Origin of the sequence: uncultured Caldilinea sp., assembly GCF_937128415.1 — a bacterium.
Classification (GTDB): Bacteria; Chloroflexota; Anaerolineae; order Caldilineales; family Caldilineaceae; genus Caldilinea.
In genome coordinates this window covers 1-23672 of the sequence record NZ_CAKZMJ010000073.1, presented here as the reverse complement: position 1 = coordinate 23672, position 23672 = coordinate 1, and the positions used below count along the sequence as shown (strand labels likewise).

Genomic DNA, 23672 nt, shown 5'->3' with positions numbered 1-23672 from the left:
TAAAATTCCATCAAACCGCCGAGACGTCCTCCGGCTCCACCGCCGGAACGCGTACGACGCGCTCTTTGCTCACTACAACTTGCCCCGTGCGTCCCCCCGGCGCGCGACTCACCCAGCGACGTTCGGTCACGATCACGTCCACCTTGCGCTCCCCGCGCTGATTGGAATGGTACGCGGCGAGCTGTGCAGCGGCGAGCACATCTTCCTCTGCGGGCGCCTGCTCTGAACTGCGCACCACCACATGCGCGCCGGGCGCGCCGCGCACGTGCAGCCACAGATCCGAGGGCCGCGCCAGCTTAAAGGTCACCTGTTCGTTCTGGCGCGCGTTGCGCCCCACCACGATCTCGACGCCCCGAGATGTGCGATAGCGCAGCGGGCCGCCTGCGGCGGGCGCAGTTTGGGTCGCGCGCGCTTTCGGGGAGGAGAGCAGCCCTGCCCGGCGCAGCTCATCCAACACGGCGGCCAGCTCCGGTTGATTGGCCGCGCGTTCGGCGTCCAGCGCCAGCTGCGCCAGCAGGTCGAGGTCGGCCAGCAGTTGGGCGCGACGCTGAGGAATAATCTCGGCGGCGCGTTCCAGCTTCGCCGCGCGTTTGAACAGGCGCTGCGCCTGCTCGATGGGAGAAAGGTGCGGCTCCAGCGGAATGTGCAGTGTTTCGCCGCCCGCATCCACCGTGAGCAAGGTCTGTCCGGGTGCAATCTGGCCGGAGAACGCCAGCAGCCAGCTGGCCTGGGTGCGCAAGCGCTCCACCTCGCCCGGGGCCGGCGCATCGCCTGCCAGCGCAGCCAGCCTGCGCTCCACCTGCGCTTGCGCCCGTTTGACCTGCGCCAACACCTGACTGCGCAGCGCTGCATAGGCGTCGGGCGCGTGCGTCGCCGTCGGCTGCGCAAAGAAACGCTCCAGCGCCTCGCTCATCGACGGCTGCGGCAAAAAGCGCCCGCGAAACTGCACCGGATAAGGTGCGAAACCCCCGATCCACCCCTCGTCTTCGATCAGGCCCGGCTGCCAGTCGCCCGTCTGCAGCGGTGACCATAGCTCTTGCAACGCCTGCGCCAGGGCGATCACCGTCACGCCTTCGCTGCTCGCCCCGGCGTTTCCCGTCACGCGAAACGCGATCTCTCGCGCAGCGGTGGGGCTGAGGCCGGCGACGCCCGCAACCAGCGCCTTCCACAGCGGCCCCGGCTGAGCGATCACCTGGGCGAGCCGGTCGTAGTAATCTTCGGCGCCGTCGTCCAACGGCGGGAGTTTGGCGGGAGCAGGCGGCGGAGCATAGAGATGACCGGGCGAGAGCGTGCGCTCGCCCTCTCCGGCTCGCACGCGGCGCAACGCCTCCAGGATGCGCCCGCCCGGCCCCACGAGCACGGCATTGGGCTGGCGTCCGATCAGCTCGACGATGAGGCTCGTCGTCCCGTGTTCGGGATGCTCGAAGTGCAGGTGCAGCACGCGTTCGACGGGATCCGGCTGCACCACATCGCTCAGCAGCGCTCCCCGCGCATATTTGCGCAGCAGCAAGAGCAACGGCGTCTCGCCTTCGACCCCGCGACGCAGCTTGTAGGAGACGGTGTGCACGCGTGCGCTGTTCGGATGCAGCGCAACCAGAAGCGGATGACGCGCGCCGCCTGCGTAGACTTCAAAGCCGAGCGCGTGTTCATCCACCGGCGTCACCTGCTGGATGCGCCCCGGGCAGAGCGTCTGTTTCAGCTCGGCGGTGATACAGGCCAGCGTCAATGCGTCGAAGTGCACGGCTGCTCCACCGGTTGCGGGTCAAGCCCCTGCTGACGCCAGGCGCGCGCCATCACCGGCTCGCGGCGCTCCATGGTGCCTCCCGCTGCAAAATAGGCGCCGATGCTTTCCCACCAGTCGCGCTTGACGCTCATCGCAGCGTAGGCGGAGTCCAATTGCTCCGGCGTGAAGTCTGCAGGGTAGCGATTTTCAAAAAAGCAGAGCGCGCGCGGAATGCGCGGCTTGACGGTCGGCGGATAATGCGCCGGGTCGATCACGCCGATGCAGAGGCCGTAGAGCGGCAGCACGCCCGGAGGCAGCGCCAACGCTTCGGCGATGCGATCGACGTTGTTCTGCACTGCGCCGATGTAACAGGTGCCATAGCCGAGCGCCTCCGCAGCCACAACCATGTTCTGCGCCACCATCGTGGCGTCCGTGGCGCCGTAAAGCAGCGAGATGCGCTCGCGCATTCCCCACCCGCCCCCGCGATGCTCGACCAGGCGCCGCAGCCGGTGGACGTCCAGGCAGACGATGAAAAATTCGGCGGCGTCGCGGATATGTTGCTGATCGGCGCAGAGCGTCGCCAGGCGGTCGCGCAGCGCAACGTCGGTGATGCGCACGAAGGCGTACATATGCCCCTGCGCGTCGGTCGGCGCGCGTCGCCCCGCTTCGATGATCAAGTCCAGGTGGCCGGGCGCCAATGGCTCGCGCAAAAAATAACGCACCGACCGATGTTTTCCGAACACGGCCAACTCCGAAGGAAACGCTACAAAAGTTGAATCATTCATCGATCTACTCCGAAGGGTTCGCAATTTTTCTAGGAAAATTCTGCGTGAATCGTAATAAAAATGGTTGACAATAAGCGCACCTGCAGATATGATATGGATGATTCGCATTTCGACCTAATCGAAGGCGGGTCATTTGGGTCGGTGGCGGAATGGCAGACGCAGCGGACTTAAAATCCGCCGGGGCAACCCTTGTGGGTTCGAATCCCACCCGACCTACTGAGGGAGGGCCAGTCGAGTGAACAGAAAGGATGTTTATGAAACACCCGAGCAGTCACTCGGACGGCCTTGTGCGGAGGCCGTCCACTTCCCTCCTCTGGCAGGGTATGCGCCTCGGCGTGCGGCTGACGGCGGCCCTGATGGCGACGGCGATATGGTTGTGGTTGGCTGCGCCCGCGGCGCAGGCGCAAGGAGCCGTCCACACCGTTGCCGGCGGTGAAAACCTCTCCACCATCGCCCGTCGCTACGGTGTGTCGATGCAGGAGCTTGCCGCCTACAACGGCATCGTCAATCCCGATCTCGTCTTCGTTGGACAGAAACTCCAGATTCCAGGCCGCGGCGGTTCGCCGCAGACGCTGACCTCCGCCGGCCAGGGGCAATTGCCGGGCGACGGCGGCTACCACGTCGTGGCGCGGGGGCAGACGCTGTCGGAGATCGCCAAACGCTATGGCATGACCACCGGCGATCTGATGCGGCTCAACGGCCTCACCGATCCCAATTTCATCTGGGTGGGGCAGAAGCTGCGCGTCAGTGCGCGCGTGGCGCCGGTCGCAGCGAGCGGCGCCAACACAGCCAGGCCGGCGGTGGCCGATGAAATCTACATCGTGCAGCCCGGCGATACACTGGCGGGCATCGCTCAAAAATACAAGACCACCGTGCAGGCGCTGTTGGCGGCCAATGGGTTGCCGAACCCCAATTTCATCTGGGTCGGCCAGCGGCTGCGCGTGCGCGCCAACACCCTGCCGCAGACGACGCTCAACTTGGCGGCGGCGCCCGCAGACGGCAAACGCTGGATCGAGATCAACCTCACCACCCAGACGCTGACAGCCTGGCAGGGAGACGTGCCCGTCATGATCACCCGCATCAGCAGCGGCCGCGCCGGCACGCCGACGGTGACCGGGCGCTTTACGATCGGGACCAAGTACAAGTCGCAGCGCATGGTGGGGCCGGGCTATGACCTGCCCAATGTGCCCTGGGTGATGTATTTTTACCAGGGCTACGCCATTCATGGCGCCTACTGGCACAACAATTTTGGCGCGCCGATGAGCCATGGCTGCGTCAACATGCGGCCCAGCGAGGCGGAGATGCTCTACAACTGGGCGCCGGTGGGCACCGAAGTCTACGTGCATTATTGAAGGAAAACGACGATTCGTCTCCTGCGCACCATGCCGCCTCATCTGAAGCAGCCAGCTGCAAATCCGCCTTCGCTTGCGCACGCAGGTCATCGCCTTGGGCGGGCATCTCGACCCGTCCAAGGCGTTCGGCTTCCGGTCGCACGTATGCAGGGTGGTCAGAATGTTTTGTGAAAGGTCATCAAGTCGCATTCCCCCTGTGAAACCCCAGCGTCCGCGTCGGCTTCTGTTCGGAAAGGCGGCGCCGGCTTTGCATCTTTCCCGCTTTGCTGCGATACTCCAGACATGGCTGGCCGTGAATTCGATATCATCCTGACCCATGAGCGCACCGACTTCGACGCATTGGCCTCGCTGCTCGCCGCATCGCTGCTCTTCCCCGACGCCATCCCGGTGTTGCCGCGCCAGTTGAATCGCAACGTGCGCGATTTTCTGGCGCTTTATCGCAACCATTTTCGCTTTGTTTCCCCTGACGACGTCCCGCGCGGGAAGGTGCGTCGCGCCATCCTCGTCGACACGCGGGCGGCTAACTCGCCCAGAGGCATGCAGGCGGACACCGAAACCATCGTGATCGACCACCATGCGGCGCTTGCCGAGAAGAACCTGATGCACGAACCGCGCAAGGCGCTGCCGCAGGCGCACGAGCTCTGGTGCGGCCCCACGGGCGCCAACACCACGCTCCTCGTCGAAAAGCTGATCGAGCACGCCATCGACGTTTCGCCGGTGGAAGCGACGCTGCTGGCGCTGGGCATCTATGAAGACACCGGCAACCTGACCTACGCGTCCACCACCCACCGCGATGCGGGTGCGCTCGCCTGGCTGCTGGAGCCGCAGCGCGGGGTCAATCTCGGCGAAGTCAACGAATTTTTGCACCATCCTGTCACCGAGGAGCAGCGCAAGCTGTTGCAGGTGTTGATGGACGCCTGTGAGTTTCTCGAGATCGAGGGACACACGATCATTATCACGATGGCCAGCGCGCCCGGCTTCAGCGATGAACTGAGCACGCTGGCGGCCCGCCTGCGCGACTTTCACGAGCCGGATGCGCTCTTCCTGGTGGTCGATCTCGGCGACATGATTCAGGTCGTGGCCCGCAGCACCACGGAGGCCATCGACGTGGGCCGCATCGCCCACGCGCTGGGCGGCGGCGGCCACAGTCGCGCGGCGGCGGCGCATCTGCGCGACGTCAGCCTGAGTGCCGTGCGCGCCCGCATCGAGCATTTGGTGCGCACTTACGCGCGCGTGGCGGTCACCGTCGGCCAGATTATGAGCGCAGGTCGCCCGCACATGCTCCAGCCCGATATGACGATCGCCGAGGCCGACGCCCTGATGCGTCGTTACGGTCACGAAGGCTTCCCGGTGGTGACGACCGACGAACACGGGAAGGACGTGCTGCTGGGCGTCCTGACGCGCCGCGAGGTGGATAAAGCGCTGGGCCATGGCATGGGCGACCAGCCTGTGCGCCGCTTTATGCGCGCCGGTCAGTTCACCGTGCGCCCCGACGACTCGATCACCGTCTTGCGTCGTCGCATGATCGAGAGCAACTGGGGGCAGATCCCGGTCGTCGACAACGAGGGGAACATCGTCGGCATCGTCACGCGCACCGATCTGATCAAGCTTTGGGACGACGCCAATCTGCCCGGCCGTCGCAGCAATGAACTGGCGGCGCGGCTCCGCCAGACGCTGACGCCGGTGCAGCTCCATCTGCTGGCGCTGATCGGTCGCGAGGTCGACGCCATGAACTACAACGTCTACGTCGTCGGCGGCTTCGTGCGCGACCTGATGCTGGGCGTTGCAAGCAAACGCGCGCTCACGCTCGACGTCGACATCGTCATTGAGGGCGACGCTATCGCCTTTGCGCGGCGCATGCAGGAAAAATATGGCGGGCGCGTCGTCGAACATAAGCGTTTCGGCACCGCCAAATGGCTGCTTACGCGCCGAGACGCGCCGGTCGACGTCGATAAGCTGCTGGCCGGCCTCGAAGGCGCCAACCCCGCCGACTTGCCGCCCCATCTCGACTTCGTGACCGCGCGCACGGAGTTCTACACGGCGCCGACCGTCCTGCCGACGGTGCAACAGAGCAGCATCAAGCTCGATCTCCATCGCCGCGATTTCACCATCAACACGCTGGCGCTCTGCCTCAACCCCGACCGCTGGGGCGAACTGCTCGATGCGTGGGGCGGTCTCGCCGACTTGCGCGCCGGGCTGGTGCGCGTGTTGCACAGCCTCAGTTTCGTCGATGACCCCACGCGCATCTTGCGCGCCGTGCGCTACGAACAGCGCTTCGATTTCACCATTGAACCGCGCACGCTGGAGCTGCTGCTCGACGCGCTGGACCTGCTCGATCGCGTCACGCCGGCGCGCATCCGCCACGAGCTGGAGCGTATCCTTCAGGAGGAAAAGCCGGAAAAGGCGATGTTGCGTCTCGACGAGCTGGGCATCCTGCGCAAGATTCATCCTTCGCTCTGCATGACGCAAGAGATTGCGCGCCAGTTTGCGGCGCTGCGCGAGGCGCTGCAGGCGGAAGACGCCGATCCGCTGCTGCGCAAAGAGCCTGTAGAGCGTCTCTATCTGGCGATTCTGACATATGGCCTCAGCCAGGAGGAGCTCGACGCGCTGAAAGAACGACTGGGGCTGCGCCAGGAAACGCAGCGGATTCTGAGCGGAATGGCGATCTTGCACCGTCATCTGCCGACGCTTTCCGACCCAGGCGCCAAACCCAGCCAGGTGGCGCAGATTCTCGATCAGGTTCCGCCGGTTTGTCTGGCGCTCTTTCCCATTGTCTCGCGCGATGCGACGGCGCTCGAGCGCGTGCAGCGCTATCGCACTGAATGGAGCCAGATACGCCCCCTGCTGACCGGCGATGACCTGCGGCGCATGGGCGTCCCACGCGGCCCGCTCTATCGCCAGATTCTCATGGCGTTGCGCATGGCGCGCATCGATGGCGAGCTTCATACGCTGGAGGAAGAGAGAGAACTGGCGAAGCAGCTTGCGGCGATAATGTGATCTGCGACGAAGTTGCGTTCGTTTGCACAACCGTCGATTTGTTACAATGACATAGCGATTGACGGAGCTTTGTAAAGGAAATGGGATCGATGGACCTGGCATTCTGGCGCGATCTGTCGCTCTTTTATCTGCTCACGATGCAACTGATCGTCACGTTGCTCATGGCGCTTGCGCTCTACTTTCTTCTGCGCGCAGTCGTCGCCATGCGCCGGAAGGCGACCGGCGGCGTTCAGCTTGCGCGTAAATATGTCGGCGTCGCCCACGACCGGAGCCTCCAACTCGCCGACAAAGCCGCAACGCCGCTGATTCGGATGCACGCCCAGTTCGCCCGCGGGGTTGCAGTGACGCGCGCCCTGCGACCGGGTCACCCACCCACTGATCAAACGAAGGAGTCCTTGCAATGAGCCATCGCATGCGCTCGCTGTTGATTGGCGCCGTCGCCGGCGCGCTGTTGGGCGCGGCCTTCGCCTGGGTCGCCAGCGACGCCGACGCAGACGGAGAAGTCGACGCCGTCACTGCGCTCAAACGCCTCGGCCCGATGGATTATTTTGCGCTCGGCATCGCCATCCTGAACCTGGCGCGCCAGTTCGGCGGCATGTTGCATAAATCGTAAATTACTTATTCACCCCGCAAAGGAGCGTCCCGATGTCAGAAAAGCTGGGAACTGCAGAGCGCCCGCTGCGCGTCGCCGTCATCGGAGCCGGGCCAGCCGGTTTCTACGCCGCCGAAGCCATGTTGAAAGAAGGCTATGTCGTCACAATCGACATCTTCGAGCGGCTGATTGCACCCCATGGCCTGGTGCGCTACGGCGTGGCGCCGGACCACCAGAACATCAAAGCGGTGTCCAAAGTCTACGACCGCACGGTTGCAAATCCCGCCGTTCGCTATTTTGGCAACGTCGAAGTGGGCAAAGACATCACGCACGATGAGCTGAAGCGCCACTACGACGTCATCTTCTACGCCACCGGCGCCCAGTCGGACCGCAGGCTTGGCATCCCCGGCGAGGATTTGCCCAACAGCCTCTCCGCCACTGAATTCGTGGCCTGGTACAACGGCCATCCAGATTTTAAGGATCTTCCGGTCGATCTAAGCTGTGAAGCGGCGATCGTGGTCGGCGTCGGCAACGTGGCGATGGACGTGGCGCGCATTCTGGCCAAGTCGGTCAAGGAGCTGGAATGCACCGACATCGCCGACCATGCGTTGGCGGCGCTGGCGAAGAGCAACATCAAAGACATCTACATCATCGCGCGACGCGGGCCGGCGCAGGTGAAATTCACGAACGCCGAGATCCGTGAGATGGGGCATCTAGAGATCGCCGATCCGATCGTGCTTGAGCAGGAGTTGAAGCTCGATCGCGCCAGCAGCGCCGCCATCGAGGGCGACATCGCCATGCAAAAGAATCTTGACTACCTGCGCGCCTATGCGGAGATCGGCGCCACCGGCAAACCTCGCCGCGTGCATTTCCGCTTCCTGCTCTCTCCGGTCGAAATTATCGGTCAAGATGGGAAGATCGTCGCCGTCAAAATGGAGAAAAATGAGCTGCGCCCCTCGGTCAGCGGCGACATCAAGGCCACGGGCACAGGCAAATATGAAACGATCGAGGCGGGGCTGGTGCTGCGCTCCGTCGGTTACAAGGGTGTGCCGATCGAGGGCGTGCCCTTCGACAAGCGCAGCGGCGTCATCCCCAATGAAGTCGGACGCGTGATCGACCCGGAGACCGGAAAGGTCGTGACAGGCGAGTATGTCGCCGGTTGGATCAAGCGCGGCCCCACAGGCGTCATCGGCACCAACAAGCCGGACGCCATCGAGTCGGTCAACAGCATGTTCGAGGACCTGCAGAAAGGGAAGCTCACGCCGGCGCCGGAGCCAGACCCCGATGCCACACCGGCGCTTTTGAAAGCGCGCGGCGTCCGCTACGTGACCAAAGACGAGTGGAAGCTCATCGACGCCAAGGAGATCGAGGAAGGCAAAGCGCGCTGCAGGCCACGCGTCAAGATTGTAGAACGCGAGGCCATGCTGGCGCTGCTCAACGGCGCATCCTGACGACGCCTGAGCGCTGAAAACCTGCATCACGGACTGCGCAGCGTCCGCACGCGTTCGGCGAACCGGCGACAGCCTTCGACGCTGTAACGCAAAAAGGGCTCGGGCGCCTGAAAAGCGGTGTGACGGATTGACAGCTCGAAACTGAGCGGTTTGGCGTAGGGGGAGGCGGCGATCAGTTGTGCAATGCGCTCCCAATCGACGACGCCCATATAAAGAGGAAGATGTTGGTCGCTGGCGCCGTCGTTGTCGTTGAGATGCAGCGCAACCAGACGCTCGAAGAAAGGCGCAAAGCGCTCGACGCGATCCTGGCCAAGCATGGCGTGGCCTGAATCAAAGCAGAAGCCGAGGAAGTCCGGTGCATAGGTCGCCAGCAGCCTTCCAATCAGTTCAGCGTTGTCGGCGGCGTGCGTTGCTTCGACGACGCCTGCTTCGATGGCGGGGAAATCGATCAGATTCTCGAGCGCAATGCGAATATTGCGCGCCCGAGCGTAGGCCTCGAGGTCGTCGAGCGAGCGGCGGATCTGGTCGAAGAGAAATTCGTTGAAGCGGGCGAAGTCAGGATGCTGCGTCGGCGGGTAGACGTGCATCACGACGGCGTCGCCGCCCAGGCGGGCCGCAAGGTCGATGCGATTTTTCACCAACTCCACGCCCGCCAGCCGGGCGTATTCCTGCGGCGCATACCAGAATTTTTCGACGCCTTCGGAGCCGTGCACATCGATAAGCCGCAGGTTGTATGCATCGAGCCAGCGGCCGATCTGCATCATCTCACTGTCGGCGTAGAGAAAGTCGGAGCGCCAATGATGGCACCAATGCACGTGAGTGAAACCCGCCTCCGCCATCCTGCGTAGATAAGGTTCAGGATCGCCGCGATCGGTCACGTAATCGCTGGTCAGCGCAAGCATCGTTTGCTTCCTTTCGCACGGTCACAGGAGTTGTCGCAATGGCGCCGGGGCTTCCCCTCACCAATCTCACACAACGTACGCGCACTTATTGGGAGATCAACCGCATCCTGATGCGCGGCGGCCTGCGCGCCGTTGCGCATCGCGTTCGTCGTTCCCCGCGCGCGCCCGGGTGGTCGCTTGCCTATGAGAGCATCGTCGAAATGATGACGCTGGGCACGCCCGGCGGCTCGATCCAGAGCGCCGACGAGATTCGCCGTCCTCTGGACCGACTCACCCATGTGATGCGCCCGTTCGGCGTCAAACGCACGCCGGTGAACAGAACCCCCTTCCGCGGGGAGTGGGTCGCAACGCGAGCCTCGACGGACGAACGTCTCATTCTCTACCTGCACGGCGGCGGCTATGTGTCCGGCTCTCCCAGGACCCATCTGGCTGTGACGACGCGGCTGGCGCATGAGGCGCGAGCGCGGCTCTTCGCCCTGGATTATCGTCTGGCGCCCGAGCATCCATTCCCGGCGCAGATCGAGGATGCGTGGGCCGCCTACTGGTGGCTGATCACCGAACAGGGCTACAGCCCGGCGCAGATCGTCGTCGCCGGCGACTCTGCGGGCGGCGGCTTGACGATGGCTCTGTTGCTCGCCCTGCGCGACGCCCATGTCCCTTTGCCTGCAGGCGGCGTGGGCCTCTCCCCCTGGCTCGACCTCGCCCTCTCCGGCGAGACGCTGCGCACGAATGCGCCGACCGATTTCCTGAACCTTGACGTGCTGCGCACGGCCGCCCGCATGTACTGCGACGGCTATGACCCGCGTCACCCGCTGATCTCGCCGCTCTACGCCGACTTGAGCGGGCTGCCGCCGCTGTTGATTCAGGTCGGTTCGGCGGAGATGTTGCTCGACGACAGCCGTCGCTTCGCCGAACGCGCCTGCGCCGCCGGCGTCGATGTCCGGTTGGAAATCTGGGAAAACATGGTGCACGTCTGGCACTTCACCTGGCTGATTGAACCCCAAGCGCGGCAGGCGCTTCGCCAGGTGGGCCGCTTTGTGCGAGAGCGCGTCGCCGCCGCGCGCCAGGCGCATGCGCTTGTCCATTGAAACCATCCTGGTCAAGGAGCAGAGATGACGGACCGCAATCGTCGCCTCGTCTACTCGACGGAGCCTGAACCAGAACCCGCCCCCCAGCCCCGTCCCAAGTCGCCGCCGCCACGACAGCAACAGGTGCGCGTGGCGTTGGAGCGCAAAGGCCGCGGAGGCAAAAGCGTCTCGGTGATCACCGGCGTCGTCGCTGCGCCGGCCGAACTGGAAGCGCTCTGCAAGACGTTGAAAAATCGGCTCGGCGCAGGCGGCGCTGTGAAGGGCGCCGTCATCGAAATCCAGGGCGATCAGCGAGACAAGATTGTTGCCCTTCTGCAGGAGATGGGCTATCAGGCTAAAAAAGCCGGAGGATGAGGCTGTTCGACCCGAAGCGTCTGGCTGGAGGCTGAACCCACGGTTGCGCGTATCGATCATCGCCTCTGGCGTGACGCGACCGGATGTCAAACCTACGGCTACTGCGGCTGCGAGCTGCAGCTACCATCATTGCCGGATTCTGCTGTAAAAAGACATCGATCCCCGGAGGGCTGCGCAGCGTTTCTCTTGTTAAAGTGCATCGCAGCGATCATAGAGGGGCTACGACGATGCGCTCGATCCATTTCACCTGCTTCAGCGCGTCGTTGGTTTCTGACGGAACGATGAGGCGAACAAGGCCGGCCTGTCGGGTCATCAGGGCGCCGTCCCTGGCGTAGGCCAGCAAGATGGGACGCTGGGGAGGAGCGGTGAGCACCTCTTCAGGTTGCAGGCGGGCGCCAAAGCCATCGGCGCTGATGACGTCGATGTGACGCCACCGCTCGGCTTTCGGCAGACAGGCGCTCAAGAGATCGTGGAGCGCCACCCCGCCGAAGACAAACGGCCCGGATTTTCCGTGTCCGGTGCTCACGATGTAACATTCCGCCACCTCCGTGTAGGGCAGCGTCCGCAGCCTTTCCACTGCAATCCATTCCTGCGTTCCCTTGGGGGAGAGCAACAGGAAGACGCCGTCTCCGGGCGGAGGCGTTGGATTCGGCTCATGAGGATGGCCATGCACCCATGCAGGCTCCTGTGTTGCCTCGGGGTGGGCAGGCGTCATTGCCCTTCCGGCTCCATGCTGAATGTCAAGGGATAGCCATCGAGCCGCGCCCGGGCGCGCGCGACCTTCACCAATCGTTCAGCCTCGGTGCGCGGCCGCACGACGACCACAGCCTGCCCTTCGTTATGCGCCACCTGTGCAATGTGCTCGGCGATCTCCTCCGAGACCAAAAAGAAATGCAACAGGATGCGGATCACATAGTCGAAAGGCGTTACGTCATCGTTGTGGATGAGCACGCGCCAGCGCGGCTCCTGGCTCAGCTGCTCCCTTCCACTCTCTTTTTCGATGGGCGCTGTAGGCGCTTCCACAACTTGGGCTTCCTGCGTCACATCACTCATAATTGCGCTTCTCTCCGTCCAGCTTCATCTGTTGTCAGAAGATGACGCTCCAGGATCGGCACACTGATTGTATTCAAAGCGTTTTTCTTATACTTATACTATACAGATTCTTCGAGTTATACAAGCTATGCTACAAAGTTCAAAGTGGAAAAACGAGAATTTTTGCAGACAGGTGTAGAAGGCTCAGGATGTTGCAGCGCCTTTCAGATTACACGCTTCGTTCGCCCCGTGCTACAATGGCGTGTCGGCGCGCCGGTTGGCCGCTTCAAACCGAAGAGAGTTTGGGTTATGGCTCAGGCAATTAGCGACAGTTGGAAGGCGCAGGCGGACAACGCCCAGATCACGGTCGTGATCCCCACCTACAATGAGGCGGACAATCTTCCCGCCATGGCGGAGGCGCTCTTCGCCTTGCCTCTGCCTTCGCTTCATCTGCTGGTGGTTGACGACAATTCGCCCGATGGCACCGGGCGCATCGCCGATGAACTGGCTGCTCGTTACAATCAGGCGGCGTCGGAAACGATTTCCTCCGCCACGCCGCCGGTGCATCGGCGCATGACGGTGATTCATCGCGCCGGCAAAGGGGGGCTGGGCACAGCGTACGTAGCAGGGATGCGGCGGGCGCTTGAAGAAGGCGCCGATTTTATCGTGCAGATGGACGCCGATTTCAGCCATTCGCCGCGCTACATTCCACAGATGTTGGGCGTGATGCTGGCGACGGGCGCCGACGTGGTGATCGGAAGCCGGTACGTGCCGGGCGGCACGCTCGACGAACGATGGGAGTGGAGTCGTCGCCTGTTGAGCTGGTGGGCCAATCTCTACAGTCGCGCCATCCTGGGACTGCGCATTCGCGACATGACCGCCGGTTTCAAGATGTGGCGTCGCACTGCGCTGGAGGCGATCGACCTGGAAGCCATCCGCAGCAACGGCTACAGCTTTCAAGTCGAAATGGCCTATTTGTGTGAGAAACTGGGCTTTCACCTGATCGAGATCCCCATCCACTTTGAGGATCGGCGCATCGGCCAGAGCAAGCTGGATATTCCGGTCAAGCTGGAGTCGGCGTGGCGCACCTGGCAAATTCGCTGGCGTTACCGCCATCTGCAGCAGCGCGGCCGCACGCCGCTGCTGTGGCGAGAATCGCAGATGAACGCAGATGGCCGCGGGTGACCGCCGCCCTTCGGCTGGATTGACTGCTCATGCGATCGCGACTTCGTGATTTTCGCTCCGACCTTCTGGCGTTGCTGGCGATAGCGCTGCTGGCGTTGCTCTGGTTTGCACCGGTGCTGGCGCCCGGCCTGACGCGGGCGACGTTGCTGCCCTATGACAACCTGTACACTTTCGAGCCGTGGCGCTCCTTGCAGCCCGGCCTGATCCCCCACAACGACCTGCTCTCCGACCTGGTGTTGGAGAACGCCGTCTGGAAAGCGCATATTCGCGAGGCGTTCGCGGTCGGCGAGTTCCCGCTGTGGAACCCGAAGATCCTCACCGGCATTCCGTTTTTAGCCGCCGGTCAGGCCAGCACCTTTTATCCGCTCAACGTTCTGTTCTACGCGTTGCCGCTCGACCTGGCGTATGGCTGGTTTACGGCGTTGCAGATCGCCGTCGCCGGCGTCAACATGTATCTTTTCGCCCGCGTGTTGCGTCTGCGTCCCCTGGCGGCGCTGTACGGCGCCGTTGTGTACATGTTCAGCGGCTTTCTGATCGTCAGCGTGGTTTTCACCATGTTTGTGGCCGCCGTCCCCTGGCTGCCGTTGTTGCTGGCGGTGATCGAGTTCATCGTCCGCAAGCAGGAGGAAAAGGGCGCGCGCAGCTTCCGACCGATTCCCTACGTGCTGGTCGGCGCCGGCGTCATCGGACTGGTGGCGCTGGCCGGCCACCCGGAGCTGATCTACTACACGATGCTCACGGCCGGCGCATTTACGCTGGCGCGGCTGATCGCCCTCTATCTTCGCATGCGCGGCGCAGCCAACGGCTCCGCCAGGACGAAACATGGGACGCCGCTGCTGCGCACCCTGAAGCTGGGCGGCTGGCTGCTGGCGATGGCGGCGTTGGGCGTCGGGTTGGGCGCTGTGCAGCTGATCCCGATGCTCGAGCTGCTGCCGCTTAACTTTCGAGAAGGCTCCGCTTCGCTGGCGCAGGTGTTGGGCTGGGCATGGCCCGCCCGGCACGTTTTGACCTTCGTCTTGCCCAACGTCTTCGGCAACCCCAGCCATCATGCATGGTTCGACATCTGGACGCGCACCTGGACGCCGGCGACCGTCAACGCCCTGGGAGAGTCTACGCACACCATCTTCTGGGGGATCAAGAACTACGTCGAAGGCGGCAACTACCTCGGCCTGGCGACCTGGCTGCTGGCGGCTATCGCGGTCGTGGAGGCGACGTGGATCGTTCTAAAGAAACGGGCGGGGCGTCGAGAGACAAACGTTGCGGAAGCCGGCGATTCGCAGCCGGTTGCGCCTTCTCCGGGGCAGGCGCCCCCCTGGCTCCACACTTTGTTTTTCACCGGCTTGGCGGTGATTTCGCTGCTCTTCGCCTTTGGCACGCCGCTCTACGCGCTCTTGTTCTATGGGCTGCCGGGCTGGAACCAGCTTCACAGCCCGTTTCGCTGGGTCTTTCCCTTCACGTTGAGCATGGCGACCCTGAGCGCCATCGGGTTGAATAGCCTGCTGCGCTGGAGAGAAAAGGGGAAAGAAGAGGGCGCCGGTTTCAGACTTCCTCTTCCCTTCCTCGCACGGGTTCTCAGTCTTCTGCTGGCGACAGCGGGTTTCATGGCGCTGCTGCTCGTGTTCGTCAGCGTGCTCGTCCCAGCGCCGTTCATTGCGTTCGGCCAGCGCATTGTGGACGGCAGCGACCTGGCGCGCATGGCCTTCGCCGACGGGCGCATGTTCTGGAGCTATCAGGCCGCCAACCTCGTGCACTTCGGCGCCATCGGGCTTCTTGCCGGGCTGATCCTCTGGGCGATGGCCAGGAGGGGCCGGGAGATGAGGAGAGGCAGAGAGCAGGAGTCGTTTTCGCTTGCACCGTCCCCTACTTCTTTCTCTGTTCTCCATTTCCGTCGTCACCTGCTGCCGCTGCTTCTGATCGGCGTCACGGCGCTCGATCTCCACCTGGCGCACGGCCAGTTCAACCCGGCCAGCGATCCGGCGCTTTCCCCGTGGACGGAGGAAGGGACGCCGCCCGTGGTGAAGTTCATCCACGCGCGCGAAGGCTTCGACCCCGCGCGTGCGGCGACGCTTGCCCCGGATTGGCGCTTCACGACCTTCAACGCGCCGGGAGAGAAGACCTTCAACGCCAACGTCGGCATGTACTACGGCTGGCACGACGTGCGCGGCTACGACTCGATCATCCCGCGGCAGTACGTCGAATTCATGGACCGCATCCAGCCGCAGGAGAATGAGCTGCTCTACAACCGCATTGCGCCCATCTACGCGCAGGTGGGCGGCGACGTCTACGCCGCGCTCGACAATCCGCTGCTCGACCTCCTCAACGTCAAATACTTGATCACCGAGCACGCCGTCCCCAACCCGGGCTGGCGAGAAATCTACCAAGATGACGCCGTGCGCGTCTACGAGAATCTGGAAGTCATCCCGCGGGTCTCGATCGTGCCGGAGGCGCGCGTCGCCGCGCCGGCGGAGCAGCCGCTCACGGAGGTCGATCTCCGTCAGGTGCTCTTCATCGAGCAGCCGCCCTCCGACCCGAATGCGCTCATTCCGGCCAGCCCGCAGCTGCGCGAGGCGCGCCTCAGCCGCTATACGGCCAATGAAGCGTTCGTCGACGTCAACATCAGCGACCGCGGCTGGCTGCTTTTCACCGACGCTTACTTTCCCGGCTGGAAGGCGTATCTGCGCCCCTTCGGCGGCGACGAGAGCGACGAGATCGAGCTGGAGCTGCTGCGCGCCAACAGCGCCTTCCGCGCCGTCTATCTGCCCAGGGACGGCCAGTGGACGGTGCGTTTTGTCTACAGCCCGATGAGTTTCAAACTCGGGCTGTACGTCAGCTTTCTCTCGGCGATGACGCTGTTGATGCTGCTGATCTTCTGGGCGTGGGGGCGCTACTATCGACCGGAGATCGAGGAGCACGACGTCAAGCGCGTGGCCAAGAATTCGCTGGTGCCGATGGGGTTGAGCCTCTTCAACAAGGCGGTGGATTTCGCCTTCGCCATGCTGTACGTGCGCCTGCTGGGGCCGGCGGGCACGGGCGAATGGTATTTTGTGGTGGCGATCTACGGCTTTTTCGAGATTATCAGCCGCTACGGACTGGGCACCCTGCTCACGCGCGACGTCGCCGCCGACAAAAATCAGTCCAGTCGCTATTTGACCAACGTGTTGGCGCTGCGCACGCTGCTCTGGGCCGCAAGCCTGCCGCTGATGGGGCTGGTCGTGGCCGGCTACTGGACCGTCGGCGCCGTCTGGCCGGAGCTGCAGTCGATCAACGTCCAGGAGGTGCAGGCGTTGATTCTGCTGGCGCTGGCGATGCTTTTCGCCAATTACGCCGACGCGCTGAGCAGCATGTTCATGGCCTTTGAGAAGATGGAATATCCGGCCGGTCTGACCAATGCCGTGGCGCTGCTCAAGGTGACATTGGGCGCGCTGGCGCTGCTGCTGGGGTGGGGCTACGTGGGGCTGGCCGCAGTGGCGCTGCTCGTCAACATCCTGCAGGTGCTCTGGCTCTATGCACTCTTGCGTTCGACGCTCTTTAAGCCGCAGTGGCATTGGGATTGGTCGCTGCAGCGGTGGATGGTCGCCACCAGCGGGCCGTTGATGCTCAACCATCTGCTGGCGACAATCTTCTGGCGCATCGACGTGTGGATTCTGCGCCCGATCGCCGGCGCGGCGGCGGTTGGCCTCTACAGCATCGGCCTGAAGTATCTGGACGGCCTCAACATCATCCCCAGCATGTTCACGATGGCGGTCTTCCCGTTGATGAGCCGCTTTGCGCGCAGCGACAGCAACAACCTGCTGCGTTCCTACGTCATCAGTCTGCGCCTGCTCACGATGGTCAGCCTGCCCATTGCCATGGGTGTGACGTTTTTGGCCTCGCCGCTGGTCTACCTGGTGGGCGGCGCGCAATATCTCAGCGTGGCCGGGGAATTTCGCTTCTTCGGACAGACCGTCCCTTACGTTGGCGGCGCCGACCTCGCCTTTCGCGTGATCATCTGGAGCATCCCGATCGGCTTCGTCAACAGCGTCACACAGTATGTGTTGATCGCCGTCAATCAGCAGCGCACCCTCACGCGCGCCTTTGTGCTGGGCGTCGTCTTCAACATTGTGGGCAATTTGATCTTGATCCCCGGCTTTGGGTACGTCGGCGCCGCCGTCGCCACCATCCTAAGCGAGTTCAGCCTGCTCATCCCTTTCTACTGGATCGTGCGGCGTCATGTGGGCGTTGTGCCGTGGCTGCAGGTCTATGCGCCGCCGCTGCTCTCCACTGCGGCGATGGGCGCCGTCGCCTACGCTCTCATCCAGGCCGGCGTCAACGCATGGCCTGCGGTGGGAATTGGCCTGCTGGTCTACATGGTCAGCCTGCCGTTGACCGGCGCCTTCCGTGGAGAAGATATGGCGGTGATTGTGCGTTCGCTGCCCGTTGGCCCGTTGCGACGGCTGCTGCCCACGGGATAAAAACAAGGGGGAAGCTCCAGCACGCTGCAAATCAAGTGCAACGTGGAAAATCCATCTCTCCCGCTCTCACCCTCTCCCGCTCTCACCCTCTCCCGCTCTCACCCTCTCCCGCTCTCACCCTCTCCCGCCCTCACCCTCTCCCGCTCTCCCCCTCTCCCGCCCTCACCCTCTCCCGCTCTCACCCTCTCCCGCCCTCACGCGCCCTCTCATACTTCCGCAGCGCCTCCATCTGCGGCGGGGTGATGGCGATGAAGGGGCGCGCGCGCTCGATCAAGGCCAGCGCGTCGTCGAGGCTGTGGCCGCGTGAAATGAGATAGGCGGCGGCCAGCGTGGGCGCCCGACCCACGCCCGCCTTGCAGTGGATGTACACCTTGCCGCCTTGCTCGATCACCGAATGAATGAAATCGACGCCTTTTTGAAAGTGCTCGACGCTGGGCGCCTCATCGTCGACGGTGGGCAAATAGCAATATTGGGGGAAGGCGAGGCCGTGCGCCGCGTCGTCGAACTCGGTGCGCAAATTGACCACGGCGGTGACCCCCTCCTTTTCCAGGCGGCGCTTGCCGAGCCGATTGAACTGAGGGCCGACGTAAAGCTGGGGCGTCACCCGACTGTAACGCAGCATCGGCACGCCGGTGATGTAAGAAAGACCGCGGCCCCACATCCATTGCAGCGTCACCCATGCGCCTTGCTTGCGCAGACGCCGCCAGAAGATGCGCCAACCTTTGCGAATCTCGTCGAGCAGCTTCATGGTCTTCCTTTCTCTTCCCCGCGAAACGCCTCAATGACCACAGGCGCGCCGCGCACCACGCAAAGCACCGTGGCGATCCAGCTCATCGTCACGGCGGCGATCCAGACTGGCTGCAGCGCAGGCGAAGCGGCGGTCTGCAGCGCCAGCGTCAGGGCGAGAAGCGCAAAGGCGATCGCCTTGGCGGCGCCGTAGCCGGCGCGCATCGGTCGGCCGGCGACCAGCCAGTAGCCCCAGTCGCTGTTCATCTGGTCGTGCGCCGTCTTGCCGCCAGCGTACCCCAGCTCGCGCACCGAGTCGGTGAGCGCCCCGCGGATGATGAAAGTGATAGGAATTGCCAGCGAAATTAGCGCCAGATTGGCGAAGACTACCCACAGCACCAGCTCCACGGCGCGATCGGCGGCGATGTCGAGCACGCTGCCGAGCAGCGTCGTTTCTTCTCGCCGCCGTGCGACGATGCCGTCTACAGCGTCGAGCGCAATCAACAACAATACGCCTGGCACGACCAGAAAACGTCCTGTTGCATCTCCGAAGTAGATCACCCCCACCAGGAGAATGAGCAACGGGAATCGGGCCAGCGTAATCCAGTTTGCCAGATTCATCGTGTTGCTCCGAATTTGTCATGAGGAATCAATCGATGTTACAAGGATTATCGACCAGCAGACTGGAAACCAAAAATCAGACGGTGAAGTCTGAAGGAAATACATGGTGAAACCAGGAGCATCGCCTCGCGCAACTCCCAGGAAGCTCCTTGCAGGGGCGGACGAGGGAAGCCTGGGAAGACGCTGGTGATCGGCTGGACAGGGAACCGGCGGCGACGCGACGACGTTGTGGGTGTAAACTGTGCTCCAACAGAAAGGGATGAACCGTGAACAGATCAAGGTTGCAACCCGCTTTTGTCTTTTTGTTCATCTTGGGAGCATGGCTGCTGGCGATGAGCGTTGTAGGCGCAGCTCCCAACCGGGCCCTTGCGCAGAGTGTGCAGACCCAGTCCGAAGATCGGCTTCTCCCCGTTCAGGGCGGCGCATTTCAGCTCGTTTTGCGTCCGAACGGATATGCAAGATTGATAGAAACCGCTCCTCCCGACTCTGAGATGGTGCGAAGTTGGAGCGGCCTGTGGACGCAAGGGGGCGATCTTATTACAATTCGTCTCACGATGGATGAAAACGGCGTTGCTTTGACGCAAACCATCTTGCTTGAGGGGATCATCCAGAATGGAGAGTTCTCCATGACTTCAGTCGGGCTAAACCAGCTGAGCTACGATCGAGAAGACCTGGAGCTGACGCTCGGCGCCGGTCAACGTCATCCCCTGGTGCGGGAGGTGAATGGGTTGCTCTCCCAAATTCCTTACCTGAACTACGCCTCTCCGGCGGACGATCGCTTGTATTCAGAAAATGTGCGCAGAAGCGTCAGTCGTTTCCAGGCGGCGGAAGGCCTCATGCCCACCGGTTTGATCGACCTGCGCACGCTGTTGGCATTGGCGACGCCGACGCGTGCGCGCCTGGATTTGAGCCGCGTTCAATTCACGGTGGCCGGCGATGCGATCAACGCGCGGAGCGGCCCTAGCACCAATTATCCTGTGCTCTATCGCGTCTATCGTGGCGACACGCTAGAGGTCATCGGTCGCATCGGCGTCGGGGCGCCGCGCAACATTTGGCTGCAGGTCTGTTGCCTGGACGGCGGCGTCGCCTGGATTCGCAGCGACCTGGGCGCAATCAGCGGTGAGCTGGGCCTGGTGCGCATCGTGCCCTCTGAAGAGCTGCCGCCGGAGCCAACGGCTGCGACCGCCGCTCAGCCGCTGTTGGACAATCTTCCCGCCACCACGCCTGACGGCGCGCCCATCGTGTACCTGACCTTTGACGACGGCCCAAACGGCGACTACACCCAACGGACTCTGGAGTTGCTGAGGCAGTACAACGCTCGCGCCACCTTTTTCGTGGTGGGGCGCCAGGTGCGCGACGGCGTCGATCTGGTGCGCAGCGCAGCTGCAGACGGCCATTACATCGCCAACCACACCTGGGATCACGTCTATTTGGATCAGATCAGCCGCGAGGAGTTCTACGACCAGGTGCAACGCACGCGCAACGAGTTGGTCAACGCAGCCGGAGACCTCTTTACGCTCGACGGCGATGTATTCTATGTGCGCCCCCCCTACGGCGCCATCAGTGCAGAAAATCGCCAGTGGCTGGCGGAGATGGGGCTCACTTCCGTGCTTTGGGACATTGATCCACAGGACTGGCGACGCCCCGGCGTCGATGCGATCGCCGGCCATGTCCTGAACCATGTGTTCCCAGGTGCCATCGTGCTTTTACATGACGGCGGCGGCGAACGCTCCCAAACCGTGGCGGCGCTGGAAATCATCTTGAGCGAACTTTCGGCCAGAGGGTATCGGTTCTTGAATATCCTCGGCCAGTGAAGCGGATCGGCTGCGGTCAGCGATAGCACTCTATAGGGGCGGCGCCGGGAGGATCGGCGCCGCCTTGACGCGTTTTCTACCCTCGCCTCAACATTGCTCTTCTCAGGCCGCTTCAAGCGCCCTTGACGTCTCTCTCTCGTCCGTGTATCGTTCAAGTCGAAGGCGAGGCGCCTCGCCCGACTTGCAACTTCCCAGCATCGGTTCATCAGCGCACAGATCAAGGAGCATCCTCTATGTGGAACGAATTCAAACAATTCATCAGCCGCGGCAATGTGCTCGACTTGGCCGTGGCGGTCGTCATCGGCGGCGCGTTCGGCGCAATTGTCAACTCTCTCGTCAACGACATTCTCATGCCCATCATCGGCGTCATCATCGGCGGTCTGGACTTCACCGGCCTGGCGATCACGGTGGGCGACGCGCGCATTCAGTACGGCAACTTCATTCAGGCGATCGTCAATTTTCTGATCATTGCAGCGGCGCTCTTCTTTGTGGTGAAAAGCGCCAACGCCATGATGAGACAGAAGCAGGAAACGCCGGCGCCCCCGCCTGCGCCTTCGCCTGAGGTGCAGCTGCTGAGCGAAATTCGAGACCTCCTGAAAGAGCAGTCTACGAGGTGAATCGCCGGTCGCACGGCGCTTCAGCGCACGATCAGCGGGAAATACTGTTTTCGCGCCGGAGCCATCGCTGTCGCCATCGCTTCCGGAGGGCTTTTGAGGTCGTCCCACATCTGGCCGAGCACAGCGCCGTCCGCGCCTCCGCGCGTGCGGAGAAAGTCAATATATTCTTTGGACGCCGTCTGATAGTAGAGGACGGCAACCACGGAGGCGGCCTCGTCCGGCAGCGCGTAGAGCGTCTCATCCCAGTGCTGGCCGTCAACATACACGGCGCCCACAGGACGCAGCCCAGGCTGGTCGTAGGCGGCGACTGTGTAGCCGCGCGGCGGGATGCGATTGTCCTTGAGCACCGTATTGTTACGGATAAAGTGGAAGCTCTCGGTGACGGTGGCGCCGTCATCAATGCCCAGTTTCGCTTCGTAGACTTTGATCTGCGGGTCCTGCTGCAAAACGCCGGTGAGCGGATCATAGGCCCCTGACTCGAAAATGAGACGGCCGGCGGCGTCGTAGGCGCGCACGTTGAGCCAGATGCGTCGGCCTTCCGGATAGCCGGTCGGCAGCTTGTGGCCGGTTTCATTGATGACGCGCACACGCGCTTGCTTGGGCGTGACGTTCGGGTCGAACTCAATCGTCAGCGTGGCGGCGCGGCGCAACATTGAGCGCGCCGACTCGACAGTTGCGTTCAGATGCAGCGCATCTCCGGCGGCGTTGAGCCGCCAGCGCGGGTCTTGCAGCAACTGGGGCGCCCAGGTGTTGGCCCCGGCGAAGCTGTGCTCCGGCAGGCAGCCGTTGCTGACGCAATCGCGCTGCACGCCGCCTGTGGCGGCGACGCCGGTTGTCCGCGGCATGTGACAGTCCTGGCAGGTGCGCACGACGCCGTCCGGCTTGGCGCCGGCGAACTGCGGCGCATAGACGCCCTCCGCCGTGGCGTAGGCGCTGTAAAGCCATTCGTCGAAGGTGCGCTCAATCGGGAACAGCTCGCCTTTGGCAAAGGAGGGCGCAGGAGCGTCTTCGGCGTTGGGCTCATAACGGTTGGTGAGAGGATTCCAGCTCAGCGTTGGGTTGTCGAGGTTATGACAGACGCCGCAGACGCGCGCCTCGGTCACCGGATCGCCGCCTTGACCGAGCAGATCGGTGCGCCACGTCGCCTTGGGGTGCGGAGGCGCGGGTGAAATGGAGAAGGGGCCGCGGCGATTGTCCTCTGGATCGAGGATGAGCATGGCCGAACCGACATGATCGGCCGGCAGGGTGGGGGAGAGGACGCTGCGGATGGCGGCGTCTCGCGCCACGGCGGCCGCGTCGCCGCCGCTCGGCTCCGGATCGACCATGCGATGGCAGGTCTCGCAGGCAACGCCCGCCGAAAGATCGGAGCTTTCTAACGCGCTGCCGTCGGCGGGATGGCTGCGCCCGCCGAACCAGCCGCGAGGGGTGTGACAGCGCAGACAGAAATCGCCGGCGTTCTCCACGTCCTGGTTGGCGATGTGCAGCGCCGCCCAGAAGAGCGGGTCGCGGCCGGCCTGGCTCTTCATGCTTCCGCGCCAGGCGCCGTAGATCGGCGTCGTATGACAGCTCTGGCAGCTTGTCGGGTCGACGATCGGGTCGATCAGGTGCTCGGGCTGTGTGCCCGGCAGGAAAAAGTCCGGGTCGGCGACGCCGCCGCCAGAGGTGCGAATCGTGAGCAAGGCGCTGCGCGTCAAGGCTGGCAGATTCGGCGCGTTCACCTGTGCAGTCGTCGTCGCCACGCCAGAGACGCCGCTGTTCACCGTGATTTGATAGGCGACAGTCACAACCTGGCCGGCCCCGATCGCTCCTTGCCAGCGCAGCAGCGGCGCAGCTGCGTCATCGACGGCGCCCGCAGTCGCCTGCAAGGATCGCGGGAGATAGGTCAAAGCGCTGGGGACGGAGATATCGGCTTGCACGGTTCCGTTGATTGCGCCGCCGCTGTTGCGCAACGTCAGATGATAGGTGACCACATCGCCGGGGAC

Annotated in this window: 19 protein-coding genes and 1 tRNA gene; 12 read left to right on the top strand and 8 right to left on the bottom strand. The window is 63.3% G+C overall.

Features of this window, described 5'->3' with window-relative positions; all coding sequences use genetic code 11:
- Positions 1–10 precede the first annotated feature (10 nt).
- Positions 11–1741 (bottom strand): NFACT family protein, encoded by a 1731-nt coding sequence (locus Q0367_RS14005; RefSeq protein WP_298982967.1) that lies wholly within the window; start codon positions 1739–1741, stop codon positions 11–13.
- Positions 1723–2508, bottom strand: coding sequence for a nitroreductase family protein (locus Q0367_RS14000; protein WP_297640974.1), 786 nt, complete (start codon positions 2506–2508; stop codon positions 1723–1725). The genes Q0367_RS14005 and Q0367_RS14000 overlap by 19 nt, the downstream gene beginning before the upstream one ends.
- 135 nt (positions 2509–2643) lie before the next feature.
- Here Q0367_RS14000 and Q0367_RS13995 point away from each other — a divergent pair.
- The 6 genes from Q0367_RS13995 to Q0367_RS13970 all read left to right on the top strand — a co-directional run bounded on the left by Q0367_RS13995 (position 2644) and on the right by Q0367_RS13970 (position 8900).
- Positions 2644–2724 (top strand) — tRNA-Leu (locus tag Q0367_RS13995).
- Positions 2725–2762: 38 nt separating this feature from the next.
- Positions 2763–3860 carry a LysM peptidoglycan-binding domain-containing protein gene (locus Q0367_RS13990; protein ID WP_297640973.1) on the top strand — a complete coding sequence of 366 codons (1098 nt, stop codon included), beginning with the start codon at positions 2763–2765 and terminating at the stop codon, positions 3858–3860.
- Positions 3861–4142: 282 nt separating this feature from the next.
- A complete protein-coding gene (locus Q0367_RS13985) occupies positions 4143–6857 on the top strand; it encodes a CBS domain-containing protein (protein WP_297640972.1) in 2715 nt (904 codons plus the stop codon).
- An 89-nt stretch (positions 6858–6946) separates the two neighbouring features.
- The gene (locus Q0367_RS13980; protein WP_297640970.1) at positions 6947–7261 is read left to right on the top strand and encodes a hypothetical protein; all 315 of its coding nucleotides are present in this window, start codon (positions 6947–6949) and stop codon (positions 7259–7261) included.
- Positions 7258–7470 carry a hypothetical protein gene (locus Q0367_RS13975; protein ID WP_297640968.1) on the top strand — a complete coding sequence of 71 codons (213 nt, stop codon included), beginning with the start codon at positions 7258–7260 and terminating at the stop codon, positions 7468–7470. The genes Q0367_RS13980 and Q0367_RS13975 overlap by 4 nt, the downstream gene beginning before the upstream one ends.
- 32 nt (positions 7471–7502) lie before the next feature.
- Positions 7503–8900, top strand: a complete 1398-nt coding sequence (locus Q0367_RS13970) for an FAD-dependent oxidoreductase (protein ID WP_298982951.1) — start codon at positions 7503–7505, stop codon at positions 8898–8900.
- A 26-nt stretch (positions 8901–8926) separates the two neighbouring features.
- On the opposite strand, the gene Q0367_RS13965 is transcribed toward Q0367_RS13970, so the two are convergent.
- A complete protein-coding gene (locus tag Q0367_RS13965) occupies positions 8927–9802 on the bottom strand; it encodes a sugar phosphate isomerase/epimerase (protein ID WP_298982949.1) in 876 nt (291 codons plus the stop codon).
- 38 nt (positions 9803–9840) lie between these two features.
- Between Q0367_RS13965 and Q0367_RS13960 the strand changes: the two genes are divergently transcribed.
- Entirely contained in the window at positions 9841–10890 is a 1050-nt protein-coding gene (locus Q0367_RS13960; protein ID WP_298982947.1) for an alpha/beta hydrolase, read from the top strand.
- Between the two features lie 24 nt (positions 10891–10914).
- Positions 10915–11244, top strand: a complete 330-nt coding sequence (locus Q0367_RS13955) for a translation initiation factor (RefSeq protein ID WP_297640959.1) — start codon at positions 10915–10917, stop codon at positions 11242–11244.
- 208 nt (positions 11245–11452) lie between these two features.
- Here the strand turns inward: Q0367_RS13955 and Q0367_RS13950 are convergent, their stop codons facing one another.
- Positions 11453–11959 (bottom strand): molybdopterin-dependent oxidoreductase, encoded by a 507-nt coding sequence (locus tag Q0367_RS13950; protein ID WP_298982944.1) that lies wholly within the window; start codon positions 11957–11959, stop codon positions 11453–11455.
- Positions 11956–12297, bottom strand: coding sequence for an ATP-dependent Clp protease adaptor ClpS (locus tag Q0367_RS13945; protein ID WP_298982942.1), 342 nt, complete (start codon positions 12295–12297; stop codon positions 11956–11958). Before Q0367_RS13945 ends, Q0367_RS13950 begins: the two co-directional genes overlap by 4 nt.
- A 288-nt stretch (positions 12298–12585) precedes the next feature.
- Between Q0367_RS13945 and Q0367_RS13940 the strand changes: the two genes are divergently transcribed.
- Together Q0367_RS13940 and Q0367_RS13935 are read left to right on the top strand one after the other, a co-directional pair.
- Entirely contained in the window at positions 12586–13461 is an 876-nt protein-coding gene (locus tag Q0367_RS13940) for a polyprenol monophosphomannose synthase (protein WP_298982940.1), read from the top strand.
- Positions 13462–13490: 29 nt separating this feature from the next.
- Positions 13491–17912, top strand: coding sequence for a flippase (locus Q0367_RS13935; RefSeq protein ID WP_298982938.1), 4422 nt, complete (start codon positions 13491–13493; stop codon positions 17910–17912).
- Positions 17913–18090: 178 nt separating this feature from the next.
- On the opposite strand, the gene Q0367_RS13930 is transcribed toward Q0367_RS13935, so the two are convergent.
- Together Q0367_RS13930 and Q0367_RS13925 are read right to left on the bottom strand one after the other, a co-directional pair.
- Complete coding sequence (locus Q0367_RS13930) at positions 18091–18660, bottom strand: dual specificity protein phosphatase family protein (RefSeq protein ID WP_297640952.1); 570 nt, start codon at positions 18658–18660, stop codon at positions 18091–18093.
- Entirely contained in the window at positions 18657–19259 is a 603-nt protein-coding gene (locus Q0367_RS13925; RefSeq protein WP_297640951.1) for a CDP-alcohol phosphatidyltransferase family protein, read from the bottom strand. The genes Q0367_RS13930 and Q0367_RS13925 overlap by 4 nt, the downstream gene beginning before the upstream one ends.
- Positions 19260–19885: 626 nt before the next feature.
- On the opposite strand from Q0367_RS13925, the gene Q0367_RS13920 reads away from it, so the two are divergent.
- Both Q0367_RS13920 and mscL read left to right on the top strand, forming a co-directional pair.
- On the top strand, positions 19886–21073 hold the full coding sequence (locus Q0367_RS13920; RefSeq protein ID WP_298982935.1) for a polysaccharide deacetylase family protein: 1188 nt from the start codon (positions 19886–19888) through the stop codon (positions 21071–21073).
- Between the two features lie 233 nt (positions 21074–21306).
- Positions 21307–21690, top strand: coding sequence for a large-conductance mechanosensitive channel protein MscL (gene mscL / locus Q0367_RS13915; RefSeq protein ID WP_297640947.1), 384 nt, complete (start codon positions 21307–21309; stop codon positions 21688–21690).
- A gap of 20 nt (positions 21691–21710) precedes the next feature.
- Here the strand turns inward: mscL and Q0367_RS13910 are convergent.
- Positions 21711–23672, bottom strand: a 1962-nt coding sequence (locus Q0367_RS13910; protein ID WP_298982933.1) for a multiheme c-type cytochrome, incomplete at its 5' end; no start/stop codon positions are given.

Excerpts from the sequence above, each read along its gene's own strand:
- Q0367_RS13970 (WP_298982951.1), top strand. The coding sequence starts at position 7,503 with ATGTCAGAAAAGCTGGGAACTGCAGAGCGCCCGCTGCGCGTCGCCGTC.
- Q0367_RS13990 (WP_297640973.1), top strand. The coding sequence starts at position 2,763 with ATGAAACACCCGAGCAGTCACTCGGACGGCCTTGTGCGGAGGCCGTCC.
- Q0367_RS13985 (WP_297640972.1), top strand. The coding sequence starts at position 4,143 with ATGGCTGGCCGTGAATTCGATATCATCCTGACCCATGAGCGCACCGAC.
- Q0367_RS13945 (WP_298982942.1), bottom strand. The coding sequence starts at position 12,297 with ATGAGTGATGTGACGCAGGAAGCCCAAGTTGTGGAAGCGCCTACAGCG.
- Q0367_RS13920 (WP_298982935.1), top strand. The coding sequence starts at position 19,886 with ATGACTTCAGTCGGGCTAAACCAGCTGAGCTACGATCGAGAAGACCTG.
- Q0367_RS13925 (WP_297640951.1), bottom strand. The coding sequence starts at position 19,259 with ATGAATCTGGCAAACTGGATTACGCTGGCCCGATTCCCGTTGCTCATT.
- Q0367_RS13940 (WP_298982940.1), top strand. The coding sequence starts at position 12,586 with ATGGCTCAGGCAATTAGCGACAGTTGGAAGGCGCAGGCGGACAACGCC.
- mscL (WP_297640947.1), top strand. The coding sequence starts at position 21,307 with ATGTGGAACGAATTCAAACAATTCATCAGCCGCGGCAATGTGCTCGAC.
- Q0367_RS13935 (WP_298982938.1), top strand. The coding sequence starts at position 13,491 with ATGCGATCGCGACTTCGTGATTTTCGCTCCGACCTTCTGGCGTTGCTG.
- Q0367_RS13930 (WP_297640952.1), bottom strand. The coding sequence starts at position 18,660 with ATGAAGCTGCTCGACGAGATTCGCAAAGGTTGGCGCATCTTCTGGCGG.
- Q0367_RS13965 (WP_298982949.1), bottom strand. The coding sequence starts at position 9,802 with ATGCTTGCGCTGACCAGCGATTACGTGACCGATCGCGGCGATCCTGAA.
- Q0367_RS13950 (WP_298982944.1), bottom strand. The coding sequence starts at position 11,959 with ATGACGCCTGCCCACCCCGAGGCAACACAGGAGCCTGCATGGGTGCAT.
- Q0367_RS13955 (WP_297640959.1), top strand. The coding sequence starts at position 10,915 with ATGACGGACCGCAATCGTCGCCTCGTCTACTCGACGGAGCCTGAACCA.
- Q0367_RS13960 (WP_298982947.1), top strand. The coding sequence starts at position 9,841 with ATGGCGCCGGGGCTTCCCCTCACCAATCTCACACAACGTACGCGCACT.
- Q0367_RS13980 (WP_297640970.1), top strand. The coding sequence starts at position 6,947 with ATGGACCTGGCATTCTGGCGCGATCTGTCGCTCTTTTATCTGCTCACG.
- Q0367_RS13975 (WP_297640968.1), top strand. The coding sequence starts at position 7,258 with ATGAGCCATCGCATGCGCTCGCTGTTGATTGGCGCCGTCGCCGGCGCG.
- Q0367_RS14000 (WP_297640974.1), bottom strand. The coding sequence starts at position 2,508 with ATGAATGATTCAACTTTTGTAGCGTTTCCTTCGGAGTTGGCCGTGTTC.